16 protein-coding genes and 1 pseudogene are annotated in these 16,895 nt (G+C 56.2%); 10 read left to right on the forward strand and 7 right to left on the reverse strand.

Features of this window, described 5'->3' with window-relative positions; genetic code table 11:
* Nucleotides 1-17: 17 nt before the first annotated feature.
* Nucleotides 18-365: an L-rhamnose mutarotase gene (locus tag QMQ05_RS16205; protein ID WP_345471730.1), complete on the reverse strand. Its 348-nt coding sequence runs from the start codon at nt 363-365 to the stop codon at nt 18-20.
* Between the two features lie 247 nt (nt 366-612).
* Between QMQ05_RS16205 and QMQ05_RS16210 the strand changes: the two genes are divergently transcribed.
* From QMQ05_RS16210 to QMQ05_RS16225, 4 genes are all read left to right on the forward strand, one after another.
* Nucleotides 613-1,635: a LacI family DNA-binding transcriptional regulator gene (locus tag QMQ05_RS16210; RefSeq protein ID WP_345471732.1), complete on the forward strand. Its 1,023-nt coding sequence runs from the start codon at nt 613-615 to the stop codon at nt 1,633-1,635.
* Nucleotides 1,636-1,734: 99 nt separating this feature from the next.
* Nucleotides 1,735-1,893, forward strand: coding sequence for a hypothetical protein (locus QMQ05_RS16215; protein WP_345471734.1), 159 nt, complete (start codon nt 1,735-1,737; stop codon nt 1,891-1,893).
* Nucleotides 1,894-2,038: 145 nt separating this feature from the next.
* Nucleotides 2,039-2,926, forward strand: coding sequence for a LysR family transcriptional regulator (locus QMQ05_RS16220; RefSeq protein WP_345471736.1), 888 nt, complete (start codon nt 2,039-2,041; stop codon nt 2,924-2,926).
* 174 nt (nt 2,927-3,100) lie between these two features.
* Complete coding sequence (locus QMQ05_RS16225; RefSeq protein WP_345471738.1) at nt 3,101-4,450, forward strand: LCP family protein; 1,350 nt, start codon at nt 3,101-3,103, stop codon at nt 4,448-4,450.
* Between the two features lie 10 nt (nt 4,451-4,460).
* On the opposite strand, the gene QMQ05_RS16230 is transcribed toward QMQ05_RS16225, so the two are convergent.
* On the reverse strand, nt 4,461-6,236 hold the full coding sequence (locus QMQ05_RS16230) for a plasmid pRiA4b ORF-3 family protein (RefSeq protein WP_345471740.1): 1,776 nt from the start codon (nt 6,234-6,236) through the stop codon (nt 4,461-4,463).
* Nucleotides 6,237-6,439: 203 nt separating this feature from the next.
* Here QMQ05_RS16230 and QMQ05_RS16235 point away from each other — a divergent pair, with 203 nt between their 5' ends.
* Nucleotides 6,440-7,138: a maleylpyruvate isomerase family mycothiol-dependent enzyme gene (locus QMQ05_RS16235; protein ID WP_345471742.1), complete on the forward strand. Its 699-nt coding sequence runs from the start codon at nt 6,440-6,442 to the stop codon at nt 7,136-7,138.
* 93 nt (nt 7,139-7,231) lie between these two features.
* A complete protein-coding gene (locus QMQ05_RS16240) occupies nt 7,232-8,299 on the forward strand; it encodes a CobW family GTP-binding protein (RefSeq protein WP_345471744.1) in 1,068 nt (355 codons plus the stop codon).
* A gap of 164 nt (nt 8,300-8,463) precedes the next feature.
* Here QMQ05_RS16240 and QMQ05_RS16245 read toward each other — a convergent pair whose 3' ends face one another.
* Nucleotides 8,464-8,655 (reverse strand): hypothetical protein, encoded by a 192-nt coding sequence (locus QMQ05_RS16245; RefSeq protein ID WP_345471746.1) that lies wholly within the window; start codon nt 8,653-8,655, stop codon nt 8,464-8,466.
* A 179-nt stretch (nt 8,656-8,834) separates the two neighbouring features.
* On the opposite strand from QMQ05_RS16245, the gene QMQ05_RS16250 reads away from it, so the two are divergent.
* From QMQ05_RS16250 to QMQ05_RS16260, 3 genes and pseudogenes are all read left to right on the forward strand, one after another.
* Nucleotides 8,835-9,077, forward strand: a complete 243-nt coding sequence (locus tag QMQ05_RS16250) for a type II toxin-antitoxin system Phd/YefM family antitoxin (RefSeq protein ID WP_345471748.1) — start codon at nt 8,835-8,837, stop codon at nt 9,075-9,077.
* A 24-nt stretch (nt 9,078-9,101) separates the two neighbouring features.
* Nucleotides 9,102-9,341 (forward strand): annotated as a pseudogene (locus QMQ05_RS16255) (Txe/YoeB family addiction module toxin); the annotation flags it as partial.
* A 722-nt stretch (nt 9,342-10,063) separates the two neighbouring features.
* The gene (locus tag QMQ05_RS16260; RefSeq protein ID WP_345471750.1) at nt 10,064-10,345 is read left to right on the forward strand and encodes a hypothetical protein; all 282 of its coding nucleotides are present in this window, start codon (nt 10,064-10,066) and stop codon (nt 10,343-10,345) included.
* A 326-nt stretch (nt 10,346-10,671) separates the two neighbouring features.
* Here QMQ05_RS16260 and QMQ05_RS16265 read toward each other — a convergent pair whose 3' ends face one another.
* The 3 genes from QMQ05_RS16265 to aceB are packed head-to-tail and all read right to left on the reverse strand — an operon-like array spanning nt 10,672 to nt 14,400.
* On the reverse strand, nt 10,672-11,508 hold the full coding sequence (locus QMQ05_RS16265; RefSeq protein WP_334122733.1) for a bifunctional allantoicase/(S)-ureidoglycine aminohydrolase: 837 nt from the start codon (nt 11,506-11,508) through the stop codon (nt 10,672-10,674).
* 10 nt (nt 11,509-11,518) lie between these two features.
* A complete protein-coding gene (locus QMQ05_RS16270; RefSeq protein ID WP_345471751.1) occupies nt 11,519-12,772 on the reverse strand; it encodes a DUF6986 family protein in 1,254 nt (417 codons plus the stop codon).
* Nucleotides 12,769-14,400 carry a malate synthase A gene (gene aceB / locus QMQ05_RS16275; RefSeq protein WP_345471753.1) on the reverse strand — a complete coding sequence of 544 codons (1,632 nt, stop codon included), beginning with the start codon at nt 14,398-14,400 and terminating at the stop codon, nt 12,769-12,771. The genes QMQ05_RS16270 and aceB overlap by 4 nt, the downstream gene beginning before the upstream one ends.
* A gap of 344 nt (nt 14,401-14,744) precedes the next feature.
* Between aceB and QMQ05_RS16280 the strand changes: the two genes are divergently transcribed.
* Nucleotides 14,745-15,518 (forward strand): IclR family transcriptional regulator, encoded by a 774-nt coding sequence (locus QMQ05_RS16280; RefSeq protein WP_345471755.1) that lies wholly within the window; start codon nt 14,745-14,747, stop codon nt 15,516-15,518.
* Here the strand turns inward: QMQ05_RS16280 and QMQ05_RS16285 are convergent.
* Complete coding sequence (locus QMQ05_RS16285) at nt 15,515-16,765, reverse strand: MFS transporter (protein ID WP_345471757.1); 1,251 nt, start codon at nt 16,763-16,765, stop codon at nt 15,515-15,517. The two genes, QMQ05_RS16280 and QMQ05_RS16285, sit on opposite strands and share 4 nt — an antisense overlap.
* Nucleotides 16,766-16,895: the final 130 nt, after the last annotated feature.

The raw sequence follows: 16,895 nt of genomic DNA on the forward strand, positions 1-16,895 counted from the left end.
TCTCTTGATGCGGTGAGTTAGTTTCTTGTTGCTGGCAGGTTTGCCAATTGGTCTTCGAGGTTGAAAACTTCACTGAGCCGTTGGGCTTGCTGATCCGCTCGTCCGTCGAGACTGAGGAAGAATGCAGACATCTCTGCCTCCCACCGTGCAGTGCGCGGGTCAGCGTCGAGAGCCTCTTGCGCTGCTTGGTCGTCGTCCGTTTCGTAATAGCCGATGAGCAGTCCGTCGGCGCGTAGAAAGAGCGAGTAGTTCCGGCGTCCGGCATCGTTGATTGCTTGGAGCATCTCCGGCCAGACTTTTGCGTGGCGTTCGATGTACTGGTCCATGAGCTCGGGGCGAACTTGTAGCTGGAAGCAGACTCGCATTAGCTTTCCTTCCTGCGTCAAACGTCGTTGTTGGTGGTACCGCTATCTCTTCATTTTGCATAAAATGAATCGTTTCAATCATGCGGTACACTGAGTGTAAGGCATTTCACGATTAGAGATCAAGAAGATTCGCCCATGATTGACGAAATATTTTGAAACCTTTCAATACATGCTGGCGTTAAGCTCTCCACCAGGACCCGGGATATACTCGCAAGATCAGTACCCTCGAAAAGAACAGGAAATCTCTGTGGCCGTCAGCGTAAAGGAAGTCGCCGCCGAAGCCGGAGTTTCTGTGGGCACCGTATCCAACGTGCTCAACCGCCCGGAGGTCGTTTCTGAACGCACCGTCAACAAAGTCAGTGCTGCAATAGAAAAGCTCGGTTTCGTCCGCAATGACGCGGCCCGACAATTGCGTGCAGGTCACAGCCGGAACTTTGGACTTGTGGTCCTGGACGGACGCAACCCCTTCTTCATGGATGTCACCCAAGGCGCTCAACACCGGGCCTTGGAAAACGGGTATACGGTCCTGATGGGGTCCAGCGACAACTCACTGACTACGGAGCAACAACTCTTGGATCTCTTCGAGGAACAGCGGGTTGCCGGGGTACTGATCTCCCCCATGCACAGCGATTTGAGTCGTCTCTGGAAAATCCGTGAAGCCGGCACCCCCGTAGTTCTGGTTGACCGTGGCAGTGGAGATCGCAGCTTCTCATCCGTTTCCGTTAACGACGTCGAAGGCGGTCGCATCGCGGTACAACACCTAGTAGATCTCGGACGCAAGAAAATAGCCTTTGTCGGCGGACCACAAAGCATCGAACAGGTGCAGCACCGCCTCGAAGGAGCTCAATCGGTCATCGCAGGAACCGCAGATGCGGTCCTCCAAGTTATGCCTACCAAACAGCTCACCGTTTTAGAAGGTCGCGCCGCGGGCGAGCGGATCTTGGCAATGAACCCAGATGAACGACCCGATGGCATCTTTGCCGCCAACGACTTGCTCGCTTTGGGTATCTTGCAAGCACTAGTCATGTCCGGTTCACTCCGCGTCCCCGAGGATATCGCCCTGGTGGGCTACGACAATATCGACTTTGCCCAGTCGGCAGTTGTCCCAATCACTACGGTGCGCCAACCTGCCGAGGAAATCGGACGGACGGCAGTGGACGTGCTGTTGCGTGAAGCCGAGGTGGGCGCAGACACGGTGAGAGAACAGTTCGTTTTCACGCCGAAACTTGTCGTCCGTGAATCAACTGTGGGGACAGCCAACGCGAGCTAAGGTCTTGCTGATGACTTGCTCAAAACGGGCCTCCGAGGGTGGCATTCACGAAAGGTCTCTTGTTAGGTTGGCAGTCCAGCCAACGAAAGGGATGGAAATATGACTGCAAATGATCCACAAGCTTTCCTGAACAAGGACGGAGCCGAATTGCCCGATACCATTTCTGATCCTGCGCTGAATGATGAAACCGGCCAGGACTGGACCGATGAGGGCGGGGCAACTCCCGCCGGTGCAGCAATCGACGGCACAGATAACTAAACATTCACCATTTCAACCGCGGCGGGAAGCTAGTAAACACAGCTTCCCGCCGCGTTGGGCGTTAACCCAATGAACATAGGTGCCCGTGCTAGCGTTTGGCGATAGAACTCTACTGCCAATTCATTTTCTAGGGGCCGCGCACTTCATGGCTACTCAATCAGATCTCAGCGGTGTTTCCCTGCCCCAGATCGCAGCAGTGATCACCGTGGTTGACTATGGATCATTCACTGCGGCCGCCGATGTCCTCGGAATCTCTCAGCCATCGCTCTCGCGCAGAATTCAGTCCCTCGAACAGAGTCTGGGTGTGCCCATTTTTCGTGCAGTGGGACGCACCATGCAATTAACCGACGCTGGGCGCAGTATTGTCCCCGCGGGACGACGCATCCTTGACGAACTGGCCTCGATCAACGCACTAGGTGCGTCGACTAGGGAGCTGAAAACCGGTTCCTTGCGCATCGCGGGTTTACCTTCGCTCATCGGCAGCGTGTTGCCCGAGTATGTTGGCCAGTTCCACAAGAAGCACCCAGAGATCCACCTTGAAATCCTCAGCGTCCAAGACCACGAGGAACTGGTTGAAACAATCCGCTTGGGTAGTGCAGATGCAGCGTTCGGCGTGAGCCATCAAGTTCCTGCCGATTTAGAATCCCGGCTGGTTTGCCAACAAGAATTTGCTGCCGTAGTCCCGGCCAACCTTAACACCGCAACGGGTCTCAACGCACAACTACTAAGTTCCTTGAGCTTGGTTAGCCTGCCCCAGCCCACCTCCATCCGCAAAGTCACCGACGAGATATATCGTTCGCTTGGCTGCGTTCCACCACGGGTCATCACCACTGTGCAACGCGACGCCCTAGTGCCACTGAGCATTGCTTGCGGAGGTATCACGATGGTTCCGGGCGTCATGGCCACCACCGCTGAAGTCTTCGGCGGCAAACAACTTGCGCTACCGGAAGGAACAGGCCGCGCAATCGGGATCATCTACCGGCGCGATCCGTTCCAAAACCCGGCTCTAACGGAGTTCTTACACCTACTGTGAGTGAAGGCACCCCGAGGTTTTAGGGCTGATTTTTACGGTGTAGATACTGGGCCCGCACCCTGACATAGCTTTGATGCATGGATTACCTCGTTGAATCTATTGGTGCACGTTCAGCTTTTTGTGATCGTCTGGGATCGAACTATAGCCAGATGAATTCACACAGGAGGCGCATATATGACCGAGCTTCGAATACGGCCTCGCAAACGGCGCATCACTTTTGTGCTCATCACTGCGCTGATCATTGCCCTGATTGTGGCTGCTGGTGGACTCTGGTTTAAGTTGCAAGGCAATATTTCTACAGCAGCTATTCGAAGCACCGAATCGCCGGCACCTGATTCGAGTCACGGTTTGAACATCTTGCTCTTGGGTTCGGACACCCGCGATATGGACGCCACCGGATTTGGCAAAGCCTCGGGCGCACGCAGCGATTCGATGGTTCTGGTTCACATCGCCGCGGGGAACAAACGCATTGATGCAGTCCAAATCCCTCGTGACACCCTGGTAGATATGCCCGCCTGTGAAGACACCGGTCATGGCAGTTATCCTGGCGGTGTGGCGATGATTAATTCGGCACTAAATTACGGTCCGGCCTGCTCTGTCACGGCTGTTGAATCACTGACCGGTGTGCAGTTGAATCACTTTGTTGAAATCAACTTTGAAGGGTTCATGTCCATCGTTGATGCCTTGGGTGGGGTCAAGGTGTGCCTGCCAAAGGCGATGAAGGATTCCAAAGCGAACCTTGACCTGCCAGCCGGAGAGCAGACCGTCAACGGAACTGATGCCCTAGCCTTGGCCCGTACCCGTCATGCGGTAGGCGATGGCAGTGACATCGCACGCCTAGGTCACCAACAGATGGTCATGTCGGCCATCGTTCAACAGGCCACCAGCAAGGAAACGCTCGCCCGACCAGACCGCCTATATTCCTTCTTGGATGATGCCACGTCTTCATTAACTGTGGACCCCGGTTTGAGCTCCCTGACCGATCTGAGCTCACTGGCCCTGAGGGCCCAAGCGGTTCCTTCAGACAAAATTACCTTCATGACCATGCCATGGGAGCAAGCGCCGCAGAATAAGAATCGTGTGGTTCCCTCCGCTGACGCGGAATCCCTTTTTGCCAGCCTGCGCGCGGATTCACCTGTTGTTCTAGCAGGTTCGGCAGACAAGAAAAAGACCGAAAACAGTAAGAGTCCCCAGGCTCCGGTACAGATCTTTAACGCAGCTCAGGTAGCAGGACTGGCAGCTGACTTCTCGGCCAAGGCCACCAAAGAGGGATTCACCGTTTCATCAATCGGCAATGCCGCTAGCGTGAAGGCTCGTACCACCTTGCTGGCCGCCGATACCGACCAGGCCCAAGAGACGGCGAAAGCCCTAGCCAAGGCACTGAATCTGGACATCAAACCAACAACCGCCACAGTTGATGGTGTTCAGTTAAGTCTCGGCCAGGACTACCAAGAGTTACAGAAGCCGGAAAAATCGCCGGTGACAACGACCAACCGCACAGCGGATCAGAGCCTGTGCGGTTAGCCGTTACTAGCTAGAACTCAAGATCGAGGTTCTCGTTGATTTCCTCGATGCTGAATACTGCCGGGTCAAAGTCTTCGCCCGGGACCGGTTGGAATTCGTCGGGCAGTGTATCTTCCATCATGGTCAGAGGCTTCTCGTCCTTGAGTTCTTGAACCATCTGGGTCCACTGCCATGGGCCACCACTATCTTCCAGTGGACCCATGCGGCGTCCGCCGATGCACCGTGGCAATTGACCGTCATCGGCGGCGAGAACGTCCTCAACCTCGATCCCAATTCGCCAATCATCACCAAAGTCGTAGGCGTAGCTCAGCCGGTCCTTCGGTTTCTTGAAAAGCTTGGAGAGTAGAACTGTCGACTCATCGACATCACTTTCCATATATGGATTCTTGGGACCGTAGCTGACCTTGTAGTTTGGACCGTAGAACTGGTGCAGGTGCGAGTCGGAGAAGTCGAAGCTGGTCTGGATAATGTCGTGCAGATCCCCCAGATTCAAGTCGGTCGGTACTAGGACGCGTCGCCAGATCGGTGGCTTCACATCGCGCAAGGAGAGCTTGAGTTGTAGCACCTTGCCCTTATACGGCTCGGTGCGTTTTAGACGCTTAGGTTCGTCCTCCTCATCAAAAGCGAGTCCGAAGGGATCCATCGCAGCTGGGTCGGTAGGTTCTTCAGCCTGCTCGTCTTCCTGGGCGTCGTCGTCCAAGTCGGTCAGCGCCAGCCTGACAATTCCCGGAATGTCGTAAGTACTTCCCTCATTCACCAAGCCCAGTGAACGCAGTAATTTCATACGTTGATGTGCGCCGGAGAATCCAGCCTCGGAGAACGACTCGAGGCGGTCATGAACAACCGGCTGTGCTTCGCCATCGATCGCTCTAAGCAACCAGAGATTAGAAAGACCCCAAGACTCAACAGTTTCCTCGTCGTCTTTTTCTGGCTCAGCCAGCAGCAAATCAAGGACCGCCTGGAGGTAGCCGTACTTGCTCTGGAATGTCACCGCGTCGTCAACATCCATGAAATCGTGCGCATTTTTGCCGTGTTCCGGAACGGCACCGGTCTTGGTGTCCAGCAAGCCGGCCATTTCAAGGGCAGTGAGCACGATGGAAGCCACGTGATGACGGCTCGACGCGTCAACTTCCTTCGGAAATAGTCCGCGTACTGCCTGAGCCGCTTGGGAAATATACTTCGGGCCCGGGCCAGCGTCCCAGTAGTTGTGTCCCTTGGTGGTGGCCCAGGTCAGGAGCACTCGACCCGTCTTCAAAACCTGCATTCGGTCCATGTCAGCCACGGCATCCTCAACAGTTTCCGGTACCTTCAACGGCTTCTTGGCACTGCCGCCGTTGAAAGGATCATCGGAATTGATCGTTTCCAGCAACCATTCGATACCGGCCGGATCGCCACCCCACAGATCGTTTTCTTGCAAGAAGTCCAAATAGACGGTCCATGCGGTGAACACCAGATCGCGTAGCTCTCCGGAGTCGTCGTCTGGATCTTCTGCTTCTTCGAATTCGATGGTTGCATTCAGCACCGTGAATAGCTGCGGGGGATCAAAGTCGGTGACGCTGCGCAATTCAATGGCTTCAGCATAGAAGCTCAAGGTTTCACCCACCGTGGCCAAAACCATCGGGGCTAATTCGCTATCCCCGTGCTCGGATTCAAGCCATCGGGTGAACTGCGGGGTTAGTGCATCCAGACCACGCTTAACCTTCGCGCGTTCTATGGAGATGACATCTCCCTGCAGGCGCGCCGGGTGCCCCTGCTTGGGCTTCTGCTTCTTCTTTTTCTTCGCCACTGAGCTACTTTCCCATCCTTGCTTCGCTTAGTTTCAAGGCTACGTGCCATGCCACGTTCCTGCCCAACATTTAGGCCGACGAGATTGACTACACATCAGAATTTCCCCATGCGCATACAGCCGTGAAGCGATGGTTCAGGGTCGCGCGGTAATCTATAACGACATCATTATTGAGCGAACGCACCCGTTGATAGGGTGACAGCATGATCAATACTGCTCGACTGCATTCGGACCTGTCCCGTCTCACTCGCGAAACTGCGTCGATGTCCGCTACGGTGCGGGCCCTGTCCACCGAAGAATTAACCGCCGACTCCCTGTGTGAGGGTTGGAGTCGTGCACATGTCATTGCGCATTTGGCCTCAAACGGTCGGACTCTGGTCAAGCTCGTGGACTGGGTCACCAGCGGTGAGCCACAGAAACTTTATGCATCGCAGGAAGCACGCAACGCAGAAATCGATGAGCTCGCTGCACTACCGAGCGAAGAACTGCTCGCAGCTTTTGAAGAATCGGCTAGCTACTTCGCGCAAGAGTGTGAGCGCCTTACCGGCAAGCTTGCAGTAGAAGAGGTTGATCTACACGGCAAGATCATTCCAGCGGCCTCCATCGTTGCCTTGCGTACTGCCGAAGTAGTCATCCATCATCATGACCTGAATTCCGTGTGGACCATCGCCGAGGCTGAGCCGGATTCTCAAGAGGAAGCGCTGGAAGCCGCTGTGCGCACCATGCGCTTCAAGGATGCTCCGGGCATGACGCTGCTAGGCAACGATGGCGGTGAATGGGTCATTGGTGATGGTTCACTCACCGTGAGGGCTGACCGCGCACATTTGATTGACTGGTTGGCTCGTGGCAATTCTCAGAACATCGAAGCTGACGGCCCGATTCCCCAACTACCCACCTGGTAACCGCGTCAGCCACGTGTATCCACACGTGAAATTGCCACAGTTAGCAGGGAGAATAACTACGCCCTGCTGCGCCACGATGAAAAGGAACCGGTCTTGATCCCCGTTATTGTGCTCACTGGATACCTCGGCGCCGGAAAGACCAGTTTGCTCAATGGATTATTAACCCGCCCGGGCACCCGGGTTGGCGTGATCATCAACGATATCGGCAAGATCAATGTTGATACCGGACTGATCACCGGGCAGATCGATGCCGCCGAGTCCATTGCCGGTGGCTGCGTGTGCTGCCTGCCAGATAGTGGTGGCCTTGACGAGTTACTGGAAAAACTTGCGGCACCAAAACTTCGGTTGGATGCGATCATCGTTGAAGCCAGTGGCGCAGCTGACCCTATCAACGTGGATCGACTCTTGCGCTACGGCAATGCACCCGGGGTCCGCCCCGGTGGCATCATCGACGTTATCGACGCAGTACAGCACGAACATACGGTGGACACGGCCGCCATGGCTCCAGCCCGGTTTACTGCAGCCAGTCTCGTGGTGGTCAACAAGTTAGACATGATCTCCGCAGAACAACGCGAGGCGACCTTCACTCGAATCAGCGAGCGAGTACGTCAAGCCAACCCACAGGTGAGCATTGTTCCCGCCAGCCATGCTGCCATCGACCCGGAACTGGTCTTTGATATCGCGCTGAATGAGGACCCGGCAGACGAACTTCCGCTGGCCGCCGCGTCTCGGGCCGAGCACGACCATACCCATGCCCCGCATGCTCATGCAGTCACCGTTCCCTGCCCCGAGCCTGCAGATCCGGGCGCCATCCTGGATCTCTTAGAGAATCCTCCAGCAAATGCCTACCGGCTCAAAGGCCACGTGAAGATTCGCACCGGCACCGGGATCCAGCGCTACCTGATCAATATGGTCGGATGGCAACCACATCTTCAGTTGGCCACAGCTGGTTCTGATCCTGCCGACGATGCTCTGGTGGCCGTTGGAGTGGACCTGGATGAGCAGTTGGTTGGGGACGCGCTGCGTTCTGCCTTGCAACCGGCCCTTGTCGAGCCGACCTCGCAAAATCTCACGCGCCTTGAACGCCGATTGATCCTCAGTTCACGGGCCGCCCAAGATGAGGATGAGCAATTGGCCGATGAAGAATCTGTAAGTAGCTGAAGTTCGATTTGTAAGTAATGCCGTGGCACGAGAAATCAAAATCCGCGCCATCACTGGGATTCAGGCGGGTTGGTTGTAATTGTTGGTTCAGCGTAAATAAATCGTTCTAAGAACCCGGGCGAAAACTCAGGCCTGCTCTTCGCCAGCTTGTCGGCAAAAAGTTACTAATTCTCCATCGTCGCAACGCTTTTCAGCAGACCTACAACGATAAACCCAGCTAGGAAGACGGCTCCTGCCCAAATCACCAGGCCCACTTGCGGTGCGCTAGGTTCATTAAATAGTTCGGGCATCGTCAAAATGACGGTTATCGCACCAATCACCATAGCTGCAAAGGCTGCGTAAAAAGCTATCTTCAATGGTTCTTCTCCATTACAGGGTTGATTCCTCAGCAACGCTACCAAAGTGACGCTTCTATTCCGGCAGTGACCTCCTGTTTATAAAGCACAGCCGGTTCCGGTCTCAGCCAAGTCGCTTCCCTGCACCATAGAATCGTCGTACCTCTAGGTGGTACGACCAGTAGTTGGAAGGGCCCAAGATGTCCATTAGCGCAAGCGAAGCACGCAAGACACTCGTTCCATTGATTCAACAAGTCAATGATGACCGCCAAGCTGTTGAAATCATCTCTCGCAAGGGAAATGCTGTTCTCATGGCGGCAGATGAATACGCGGCATGGCAGGAGACCGCGTTCCTCTTCCGTTCGCCAGCCAACGCCCGGCGGCTCTTGGATGCCTACGAACGTGCACGGTCGGGAGTGACCGAGACTCACGAGCTCGACTAGGACGAATAAGTGCAGCTCGTCTAGGATCGTGCAGGATGGGGCGATTACTTCTACTGGCAAGCTGCCGTCCGACACGTGCTCAAGAGAGTCAACACTCTGATCGAGGCTTGTCTTCGGGATCCCTTCCAGGGGATTAGAAAACCCGAACAGCTCAAATACGGGGCCACCGGCTCATGGTCCCGCCGAATTACCGACGAACACCGGTTGGTACACATTGTGATAGGCGAAGACTTGATCATCCTCCAAGCCCGATACCACTACTAAATGGCGTCCGGCCCATGCCGAAGTATCCCGTCGAGTAGTCGAGGAACCGAACTCGTCAGCAGTACTGGCTTACTCTTCGCACCCAAGGATTATTTGGGCGCAACGTCTGGTCATGCGACCCCTGCAGACCACACTTCACACCACAAGCGTCGGTCAACGCCGCCCTCACCGCTCAGCGGTTCCCTTGGCGAAAGTCGCGCGTGGGTGCTGCGTGGGTACTGGCCTCGGAAGATTATGCAAGCGTCAGATTACAACGCGACCTGACGGTTCTGATCCTTGTAGAGCAGGTAACGGAATTACGGGTGCGACTAGGACTTGAACCCAGGCAAGAAGTTTGTCTACTTTCGCGAAAAACACAGGACCTATGCAAAAATAGAGACTATTTGGAACGGACGAACTGGCTGCCATCTAGTCACTGACATGGATCCTCACAAAAGCACGATGACCCGGCTGATTATCTACTGGTTGTTTCGGGCAGAAGTTACGGCGCCCCAAAAATCTCACAGAAATACCCAATCAGACCTAACGTCAATTCGAGCGCGACCATCGCACTATTTATGAAGCAGGGACTCTCAACCGTTTGGTATGGGATCTCACTCAAATAAGGAAAACCTCAAATGGAAATGTTGGACCAACCTTTGTCACTTTGGCTAGTTTTCGCATCACTAATACTGCTCTTGCTTTGCCTTGGTACGGTACTCAGGAAATTTTCTGCGAAGTCAATGTCGTCCAAAATACTGGCTAGCCTCTCCGTCGCCTTTGGCGTTGTCGCATTGATACTTCTCGCTATCCCCTTGAACGTTGACGGAATGACGTGTGGAATCAGCGCTGGCGCACTTGGATGGGGCCCAGAATCTGAGCATTTGCGAGAAGGTAATGTGTGCATTGCGTTGCAGGAACAAGTATTTGCCATCGCTGTTGCGATTCAAATCATTGGTATCGTTCTGGCCATAACTACCCTTGCGCTAACCCGCGCCCAACCCCAAAAGTCCCTATCGGTGTAAATCGGGAGCTTTCAGTTTGCAAATCTGGCTTGAGCTTACACTTCCAGGTAAGACTCACACCGTACACTGCATGACTCCCGAGACTCTTGGAGATCACAACTCTAGAATCATTGCGGTCATGTCGCCAGCCAGCGACGCACAAGTTGGAATAACCTCGATTCTAAAGAATCAAAAACCGGGGCTAGCACCCGCACAAAACCCGATGTACTGGCCCGCCATGTCCTGGTAAAGATGAAACATCACTCGGACAGTGAGGCGGATACGACGTGCCGGCACAAAGGTGAACTGCGTGGGTACTGGCCCCGGAAGATTACGGAAGCGTCAGCTTACAAGGCGACTTGTCGGTTCTGATCCTTGTACAGCAGGTAACGGAAGTTATCCGGGCCACCGGCATAACAAGCCTGCGGGCAGAAGGCACGCAGTGACATGTAGTCCCCGGCTTCCACCTCAACCCAATCACCGTTCAACCGGTACACACCCTTACCTTCGAGCACATACAGGCCATGTTCCATCACGTGAGTCTCGGCAAAAGGAATCGAAGCACCAGGCTCAAAAGTCACGATGTTCACACCAAAGTCGAAAGCAACATCGTCAGGATCCAACATGCGAGTGGTGCGCCACTTGCCATCGGTCCCCGGCATGGCGCCAGGCTCTACGTCGCGCTCATTGCCCACCACCGGGCCCGGCGCATCCACACCGGCCAGTGGTTCGTAGCGCTTGCGCAGCCAGTGGAAGCTGGTCAGTTCGGTACCGTCATTGCGCGCCGACCAGGTGGAACCAGCAGGCAGGTAAGCGTAACCGCCATCTTCGAGCACATGCTCGGTGCCTTCAATGATCAGGGTCAGCTGCCCGGTGAGGACAAAGATGAAGCCCTGGACTTCAGCCTGCGGTTCTGGCTTGGTGGCTCCGCCGCCGGGGGCAACTTCCACGATGGACTGGGCGAAGGTGGTGGCACCGCCGGCGACCGGACGGTTGAGCACCCATGCGCGGGTATTGGTCCACTCGGGGAAGACACTGGTAACGATGTCACGCAGCACGCCCTTGGGGATCACGGTGTAAGCCTCGGTGACGATGGCGCGGTCGGTCAGCAGGTCGCTCTGTGGCGGGTGTCCACCGAAGTTCGCGTAGTAGGACGCGGAGTTCTGGATTGCTGGAACAGTCATGATGGGATCCTTAGGCGTGGGAGCGATTCAGCGCGATGGCTTCGAGTTCGGGCAGGGTGATTTGAGCTAGCTCGGCGACTTCTTCTGCGCTCACCGCACCGCAGGTGACCCCGCGATGGATGTAGCGGGCCAGGGCTCGGGCGGTGGCTGGTTCATCCATGATCGTGGAGCTGATCTGGTGAACGTAGTTGCGCAGGCGGGTGCCGGCCGCTTGCAGGCCCTCGCGGAAGAAGGCGAAGGTCGCTAGGTAACGGGTGGGCAGCTGGTTTTCGTGCAGATCCCAGCCCTGGTAGATACCTCGGGCTAGGTGGCGGGAGACCAAACGAGCGTGCAACGCCCAGGCTTCAGCCATGTTTTCAGGGTCACCGGCAGGGATGATGTTGGTGGAGCCGTCGGAAAGTTCTACGCCGGTGCCTGCCACGGCCACCTGCATCACGTCTTTGGCGTAGTCAGCCACGGGGTGTTCCATGGACTGATAGCCGGCAGCCACGCCCAGTGAGGCGGAGTAGTCATAGGTGCCGTAGTGCAGGGAGGATACTCGGCCCTGGCCTGCATGGATCAGCCCGGCCACCGGATGGGTGCCATCGGCGGCGATGATGACCTGCGGGGTTTCGACCTGCACTTCGAAGCGAAGAGTGCCGGGTTCAAGACCATGGGTTTCTTCTAGCTTTTCGGTCAGCAACACCATGGCTTTGACCTGGTCTACTGTGGTTACCTTGGGCAGGGTCAGGCGTAGTCCCGCTGGTAGCTGACCGCGGGAAAGCAACTGGGCAATGAACAGGCCCAGGGTTCGAATGCCTCGGGCTCGGGTCGGAGCTTCGAAACATTTAAAGCGGATACCGATAAAGGATGGTGCTTTGTTTGCGGCGATGGCCGCAGCGAGCGAGTCGGCCGCTGCCAGTACGGCGGCGTCCTCCTCAGCATCACTGCGATTGCCAAAGCCGTCTTCAAAGTCAATGCGCAAATCTTCGATGGGTTCACTGGCCAGCTTCTCGGCCACCAACTCGGCCAACCGCTGTGGTTCAGCCAGGTTCAGCTTGGTGGCCAGCATTGATAGTCCCACCAGGCCACCGGCGGCCACCATGGCGTTGTGGCCCCAAGCCGCTGGTAGTTCCGGGGAGTACTGATCCCCTGGAACATACACCGTGTGGATGGGCTGGCGCGCCCCGGAATCTCCCGGGTAGGACTTTTCTAGTAGCTGATCCGTGGCGGCCAGTAGCGTTGCTACGCTGGCCAGTGTGGACTCATCGAAGGGGTTGATCATGACTTGCTCACGTACTCCTTTTCCAATAGTTCATAAGCGCCGGTGGTGAGGAAGTCTGCAAAGTCCTCATCCTTGCCACTGGTCAAGGTGGCGATCAGCCCGGCGGCTGGTTCGTAGTAGGCCTTGAAGTGTTCCTCGTTGTTGACCTCGCCGCGCAGGCGCTCAACTTCTTCATCAAGAATCTTCGAGACCAGTTCTGCGGTGATGGTGTTGCCGGTATCGGCGGCGACCACTTGATTGCGAATCTGCTGCCAGATCTGCGAGCGGGAGATTTCCGCGGTGGCGGCGTCTTCCATCAGGTTGTGGATGGCTACCGCACCATTGCCCGAAAGCCATACAGCCACGTAGTTCACGGCGACGTAGAGGTTGGCGCGCACGCCGGCCTCGGTCACGTCGCCCGGTGCGCTGGCAACGTCAAGCAGCTGGGCCGCGGTGACCTCAACCTCTGGGCGCTGGCGGTCGATCTGGTTTGGCTTCTCGCCCAGCTTGGCGTCGAAGATTTCCTTGCAGATATCCACCAGGTCTGGGTGGGCTACCCACGAACCGTCGAATCCGTCGTTGGCTTCGCGAGACTTGTCATCGCGCACCTTCTCGAAGGCTGCTGCGGTGACTTCTGGTTCGCGGCGGTTTGGAATGAACGCTGCCATGCCACCCATGGCGAAGGCGCCACGCTTGTGACAGGTTTTCACCAACAGTTCGGTGTAGGCGCGCATCATTGGCGCGGTCATGGAGACGGCCGAACGGTCCGGCATGATGAAGGCATCGCCGGCTTCGCGGAAGGTCTTGATGATGGAGAACAGGTAGTCCCAGCGTCCTGCGTTCAGGCCCGAAGCGTGCTCGCGCAGTTCGTAGAGGAATTCTTCCATCTGGAATGCGGCTGGAATGGTTTCGATGAGCATGGTGGCGCGCACTGTGCCGTGGGCGATTCCCAGTTCGGCCTGGGCGAAGGTGAAGATCTCGTTCCACAGGCGTGCTTCGAGGTAGTGCTCCATCTTCGGCAGGTAGTAGAACGGTCCCTGTCCGGATTCGGTCAGTACCTTGGCGTTGTGGAAGAAGTGCAGGCCGAAGTCCACCAGTGCGCCAACCGCTGGCTCACCGTTGATCAGTACGTTGTTTTCTGGCAGGTGCCAGCCGCGGGGACGAACCACAACGACAGCGCGTGGTGCGTCGGTGCGCAGCGCGTAGGACTTTCCGGTCTTCTCGTCGGTGAAAGCCAGGGTGCCGCGGGCGGCGGCCGAAAGATTGGAGATTGCGTCGATGACGTTGAACCAGCTCGGAGTGGAAGCATCTTCCAGGTCGGCCAGCCAGACTTTGGCGCCTGAGTTCAGGGCGTTGATGGCCATCTTGGCTGGGGACGCTGGGCCGGTGATTTCGACGCGGCGGTCACGCAGGGCTTCCGGTGCTTCGGCGACCTTCCAGTCACCGGTGCGCACTGCCTCGGTCCGTGGGTCAAAGTCGATGGCTTTGGCGTCAGAGAATTCTTGGCGGCGCACTGAACGGGCTGCTATCAACTCGTTTCGGGTTCCGGCGAACTTCTCGTGCAGCTTCTGGATGAAAGCAAGGGCGTCATCGGAGAGAATCTGCTGGGCATCTGCGACGTCGGGGATGCTGGTGATTGAAATACTCATGAGTTGTTCCTTAACCTCTTGTGCTCTTCTGCACTGCTCTGTTCCATGTTTGGATGTTTTGACGTGCATCCAACTTGTTGCTGCAACCTGCACCGTCATGGTGCCGTTGGCTGCTGATTCATGATCCCGGCAATCCAAAAGATTTCCGTATAGTGGATACTATTATCCTCAAAATGAAAACGCAAGGGGTATTTGTGGGCTCAACCACGGATTTTTGTTGAAGAATTATCGGATCGTGGAAGAAAAGCATGGTTTTGAGCTATTCTTGAGACGGGGATTTCGCATTGTAGAACTTACGCGTAAGCTACTTCCAAAATGAGTGTCCTAACTAAGGAGCAAAAAAGATGACGCAGACTTCCAGTAAGTCCACCACTGGCGGCGTCCAGTCCGTCGAACGCGCATTTGAGCTTCTGGAAGTTATCGCCCGCGCTGGCGGTGAAGCAGCACTGAGCGAATTAGCTGCCGACACTCCCTTACCCTTGCCTACCATCCACCGCCTGCTGCGCACCTTGGTAGGAGTGGGCTACGTCCGTCAGCTACCGAACCGTCGCTATTCCCTGGGTCCACGACTCATTCGCTTGGGTGAAGTAGCCAACCGTCAGCTTGGTGCACTGGCTTCACCGGTACTCAAGGATCTGGTCACCAAACTCGGCGAGTCAGCCAATATCGCCGTCCTGGATGGCGACATGGTCACCTACATTGCCCAGGTTCAGTCGGCACACTCGATGCGCATGATTACCGAGGTGGGACGCCGGGCAATGTTGCACAACTCCGGCGTAGGTAAAGCCGTACTGTCGGTCTTGGATGATGAACGCGTGCAACGTTTAGTCTCCCAGGCTGGCATGCCACCGAAAACCGCGAATACCATCACCACGCTGGGCAAACTCTTCACCGACGTAGAAGCCACCCGCGAACGTGGCTACGCGATTGACGAGGAAGAACAAGAATTGGGTGTGCGATGCATTGCCGTTCCAGTGCCTGGTGCTCCAACACCCATGGCCATCTCGGTATCGGGACCAGTCACCCGCGTGGACGATAAATTCACCCAAAGCGCAGTGCCAGTACTACTGGCTGCAGCCAATGAGCTCGGCGTGCAATTGGTGGCCGCCGCCGACTAACGCTTCACGGCCATGCGTTGGGGCGCAACCACTGTCATGAAGACCAGTGGCAAAAGCACAATTCCCGCAACCACGGTCAGCGCAGAAAAAGAACTCAATGCCATCAAAGGTCCGGCAGCAAATGCTGCGGTGGCGCCACAGAGGTTAGACAACGCATCGACCCCGCCTTGGACCGAGGCGCGTTCCTGCTTATTAATCACCGTGGCGAAAAGGGCAGAGCCGGACACGTTAATAAACGACCAGCCAACGCCTAGCAGGATCAAGCTAGTCATGATCCACCCCATGTTTACCGGGTGTACCCCGCCGACCAACAACGAGGCCACAAAAATCGCCAGCCCTACAGCGATGGAGCGACGATACCCCCACCGGTCAGCCACGTACCCCACCACTGGCGCCAGTGCGTACATTCCCAGAATATGCAGTGAAATGGTCACCCCGACCAGTGACACTGAACCTCCATGGTGGGTGACGTGGATAGGTGTCATAGTCATGATGGCCACCATGACCACCTGGGCACTGAGAATCGACACCACCGCATAACGAGCTGGCGCATTGAGACGGAGCTCTACCGCAAATCGCTTAATACCCCTTCGTTGCCGAGTGGGTATGGCCGATGCGACTAATTGGTTGCTACTGCGATTGACCAGCAACGGATCCGGACGCATCAAGACGAACACCAAGAGACCCGCCACCGCCATGGCCGCCCCGGCAATAAGGAAAGCTCCTGCGTAGATGTGCAGGCCGGTCGCATCACCAATGATTCGGCCCGGTATTCCAAGGTTTGGCCCTAGTACGGTCCCGATGGTTCCAACCCAGACAATCAACGCCAGGCTCCGGCCCTTGTGATCATCACTGGCCAAGTCAGTGGCAGCAAAACGCGCCTGCAAACTTATGGCCGAACCAGATCCAATCATTAGCAAACCCGCAAAGAGGGGCACCACCAATTGGAACTGGGCCGCAGGAACTAGGAGTAGGCCTCCGAGGGCTGCCAGCCACCAACCGCTTGCCAGAGCTATGCGTCGGCCATGGCGTGCGGCAAGGTTGCCCAAGGGTATGCCTAACAGAGCAGCGCCCAAGGTACTGGCCGTCCGAGCTAGGCCTGCCCACGCTTCGTTGGAGGTCACTTCTTCAGCCAAGAGAATACCGATGGATGGCGCGACCCCGACACCGATGGTGCCAAAGATCTGAGAAATGGAAAGGATCCACAACGTTCTTCGTTGCACCTTATCGCGCGTCAGCTCATCCATGACCTAGATTCTTCCACCCGTTGATCACTTGCGGAAAGCATTGCTCACCAGAATGTATGAGTTCAAGATGCTCCCCTTTTTTGATGACAGCTCTTAGAGTTCGGGGAAATGGTAGCTGTCGATAGCATGG

The organism is Glutamicibacter sp. B1, assembly GCF_039602135.1.
GTDB lineage: Bacteria > Actinomycetota > Actinomycetes > Actinomycetales > Micrococcaceae > Glutamicibacter > Glutamicibacter ectropisis.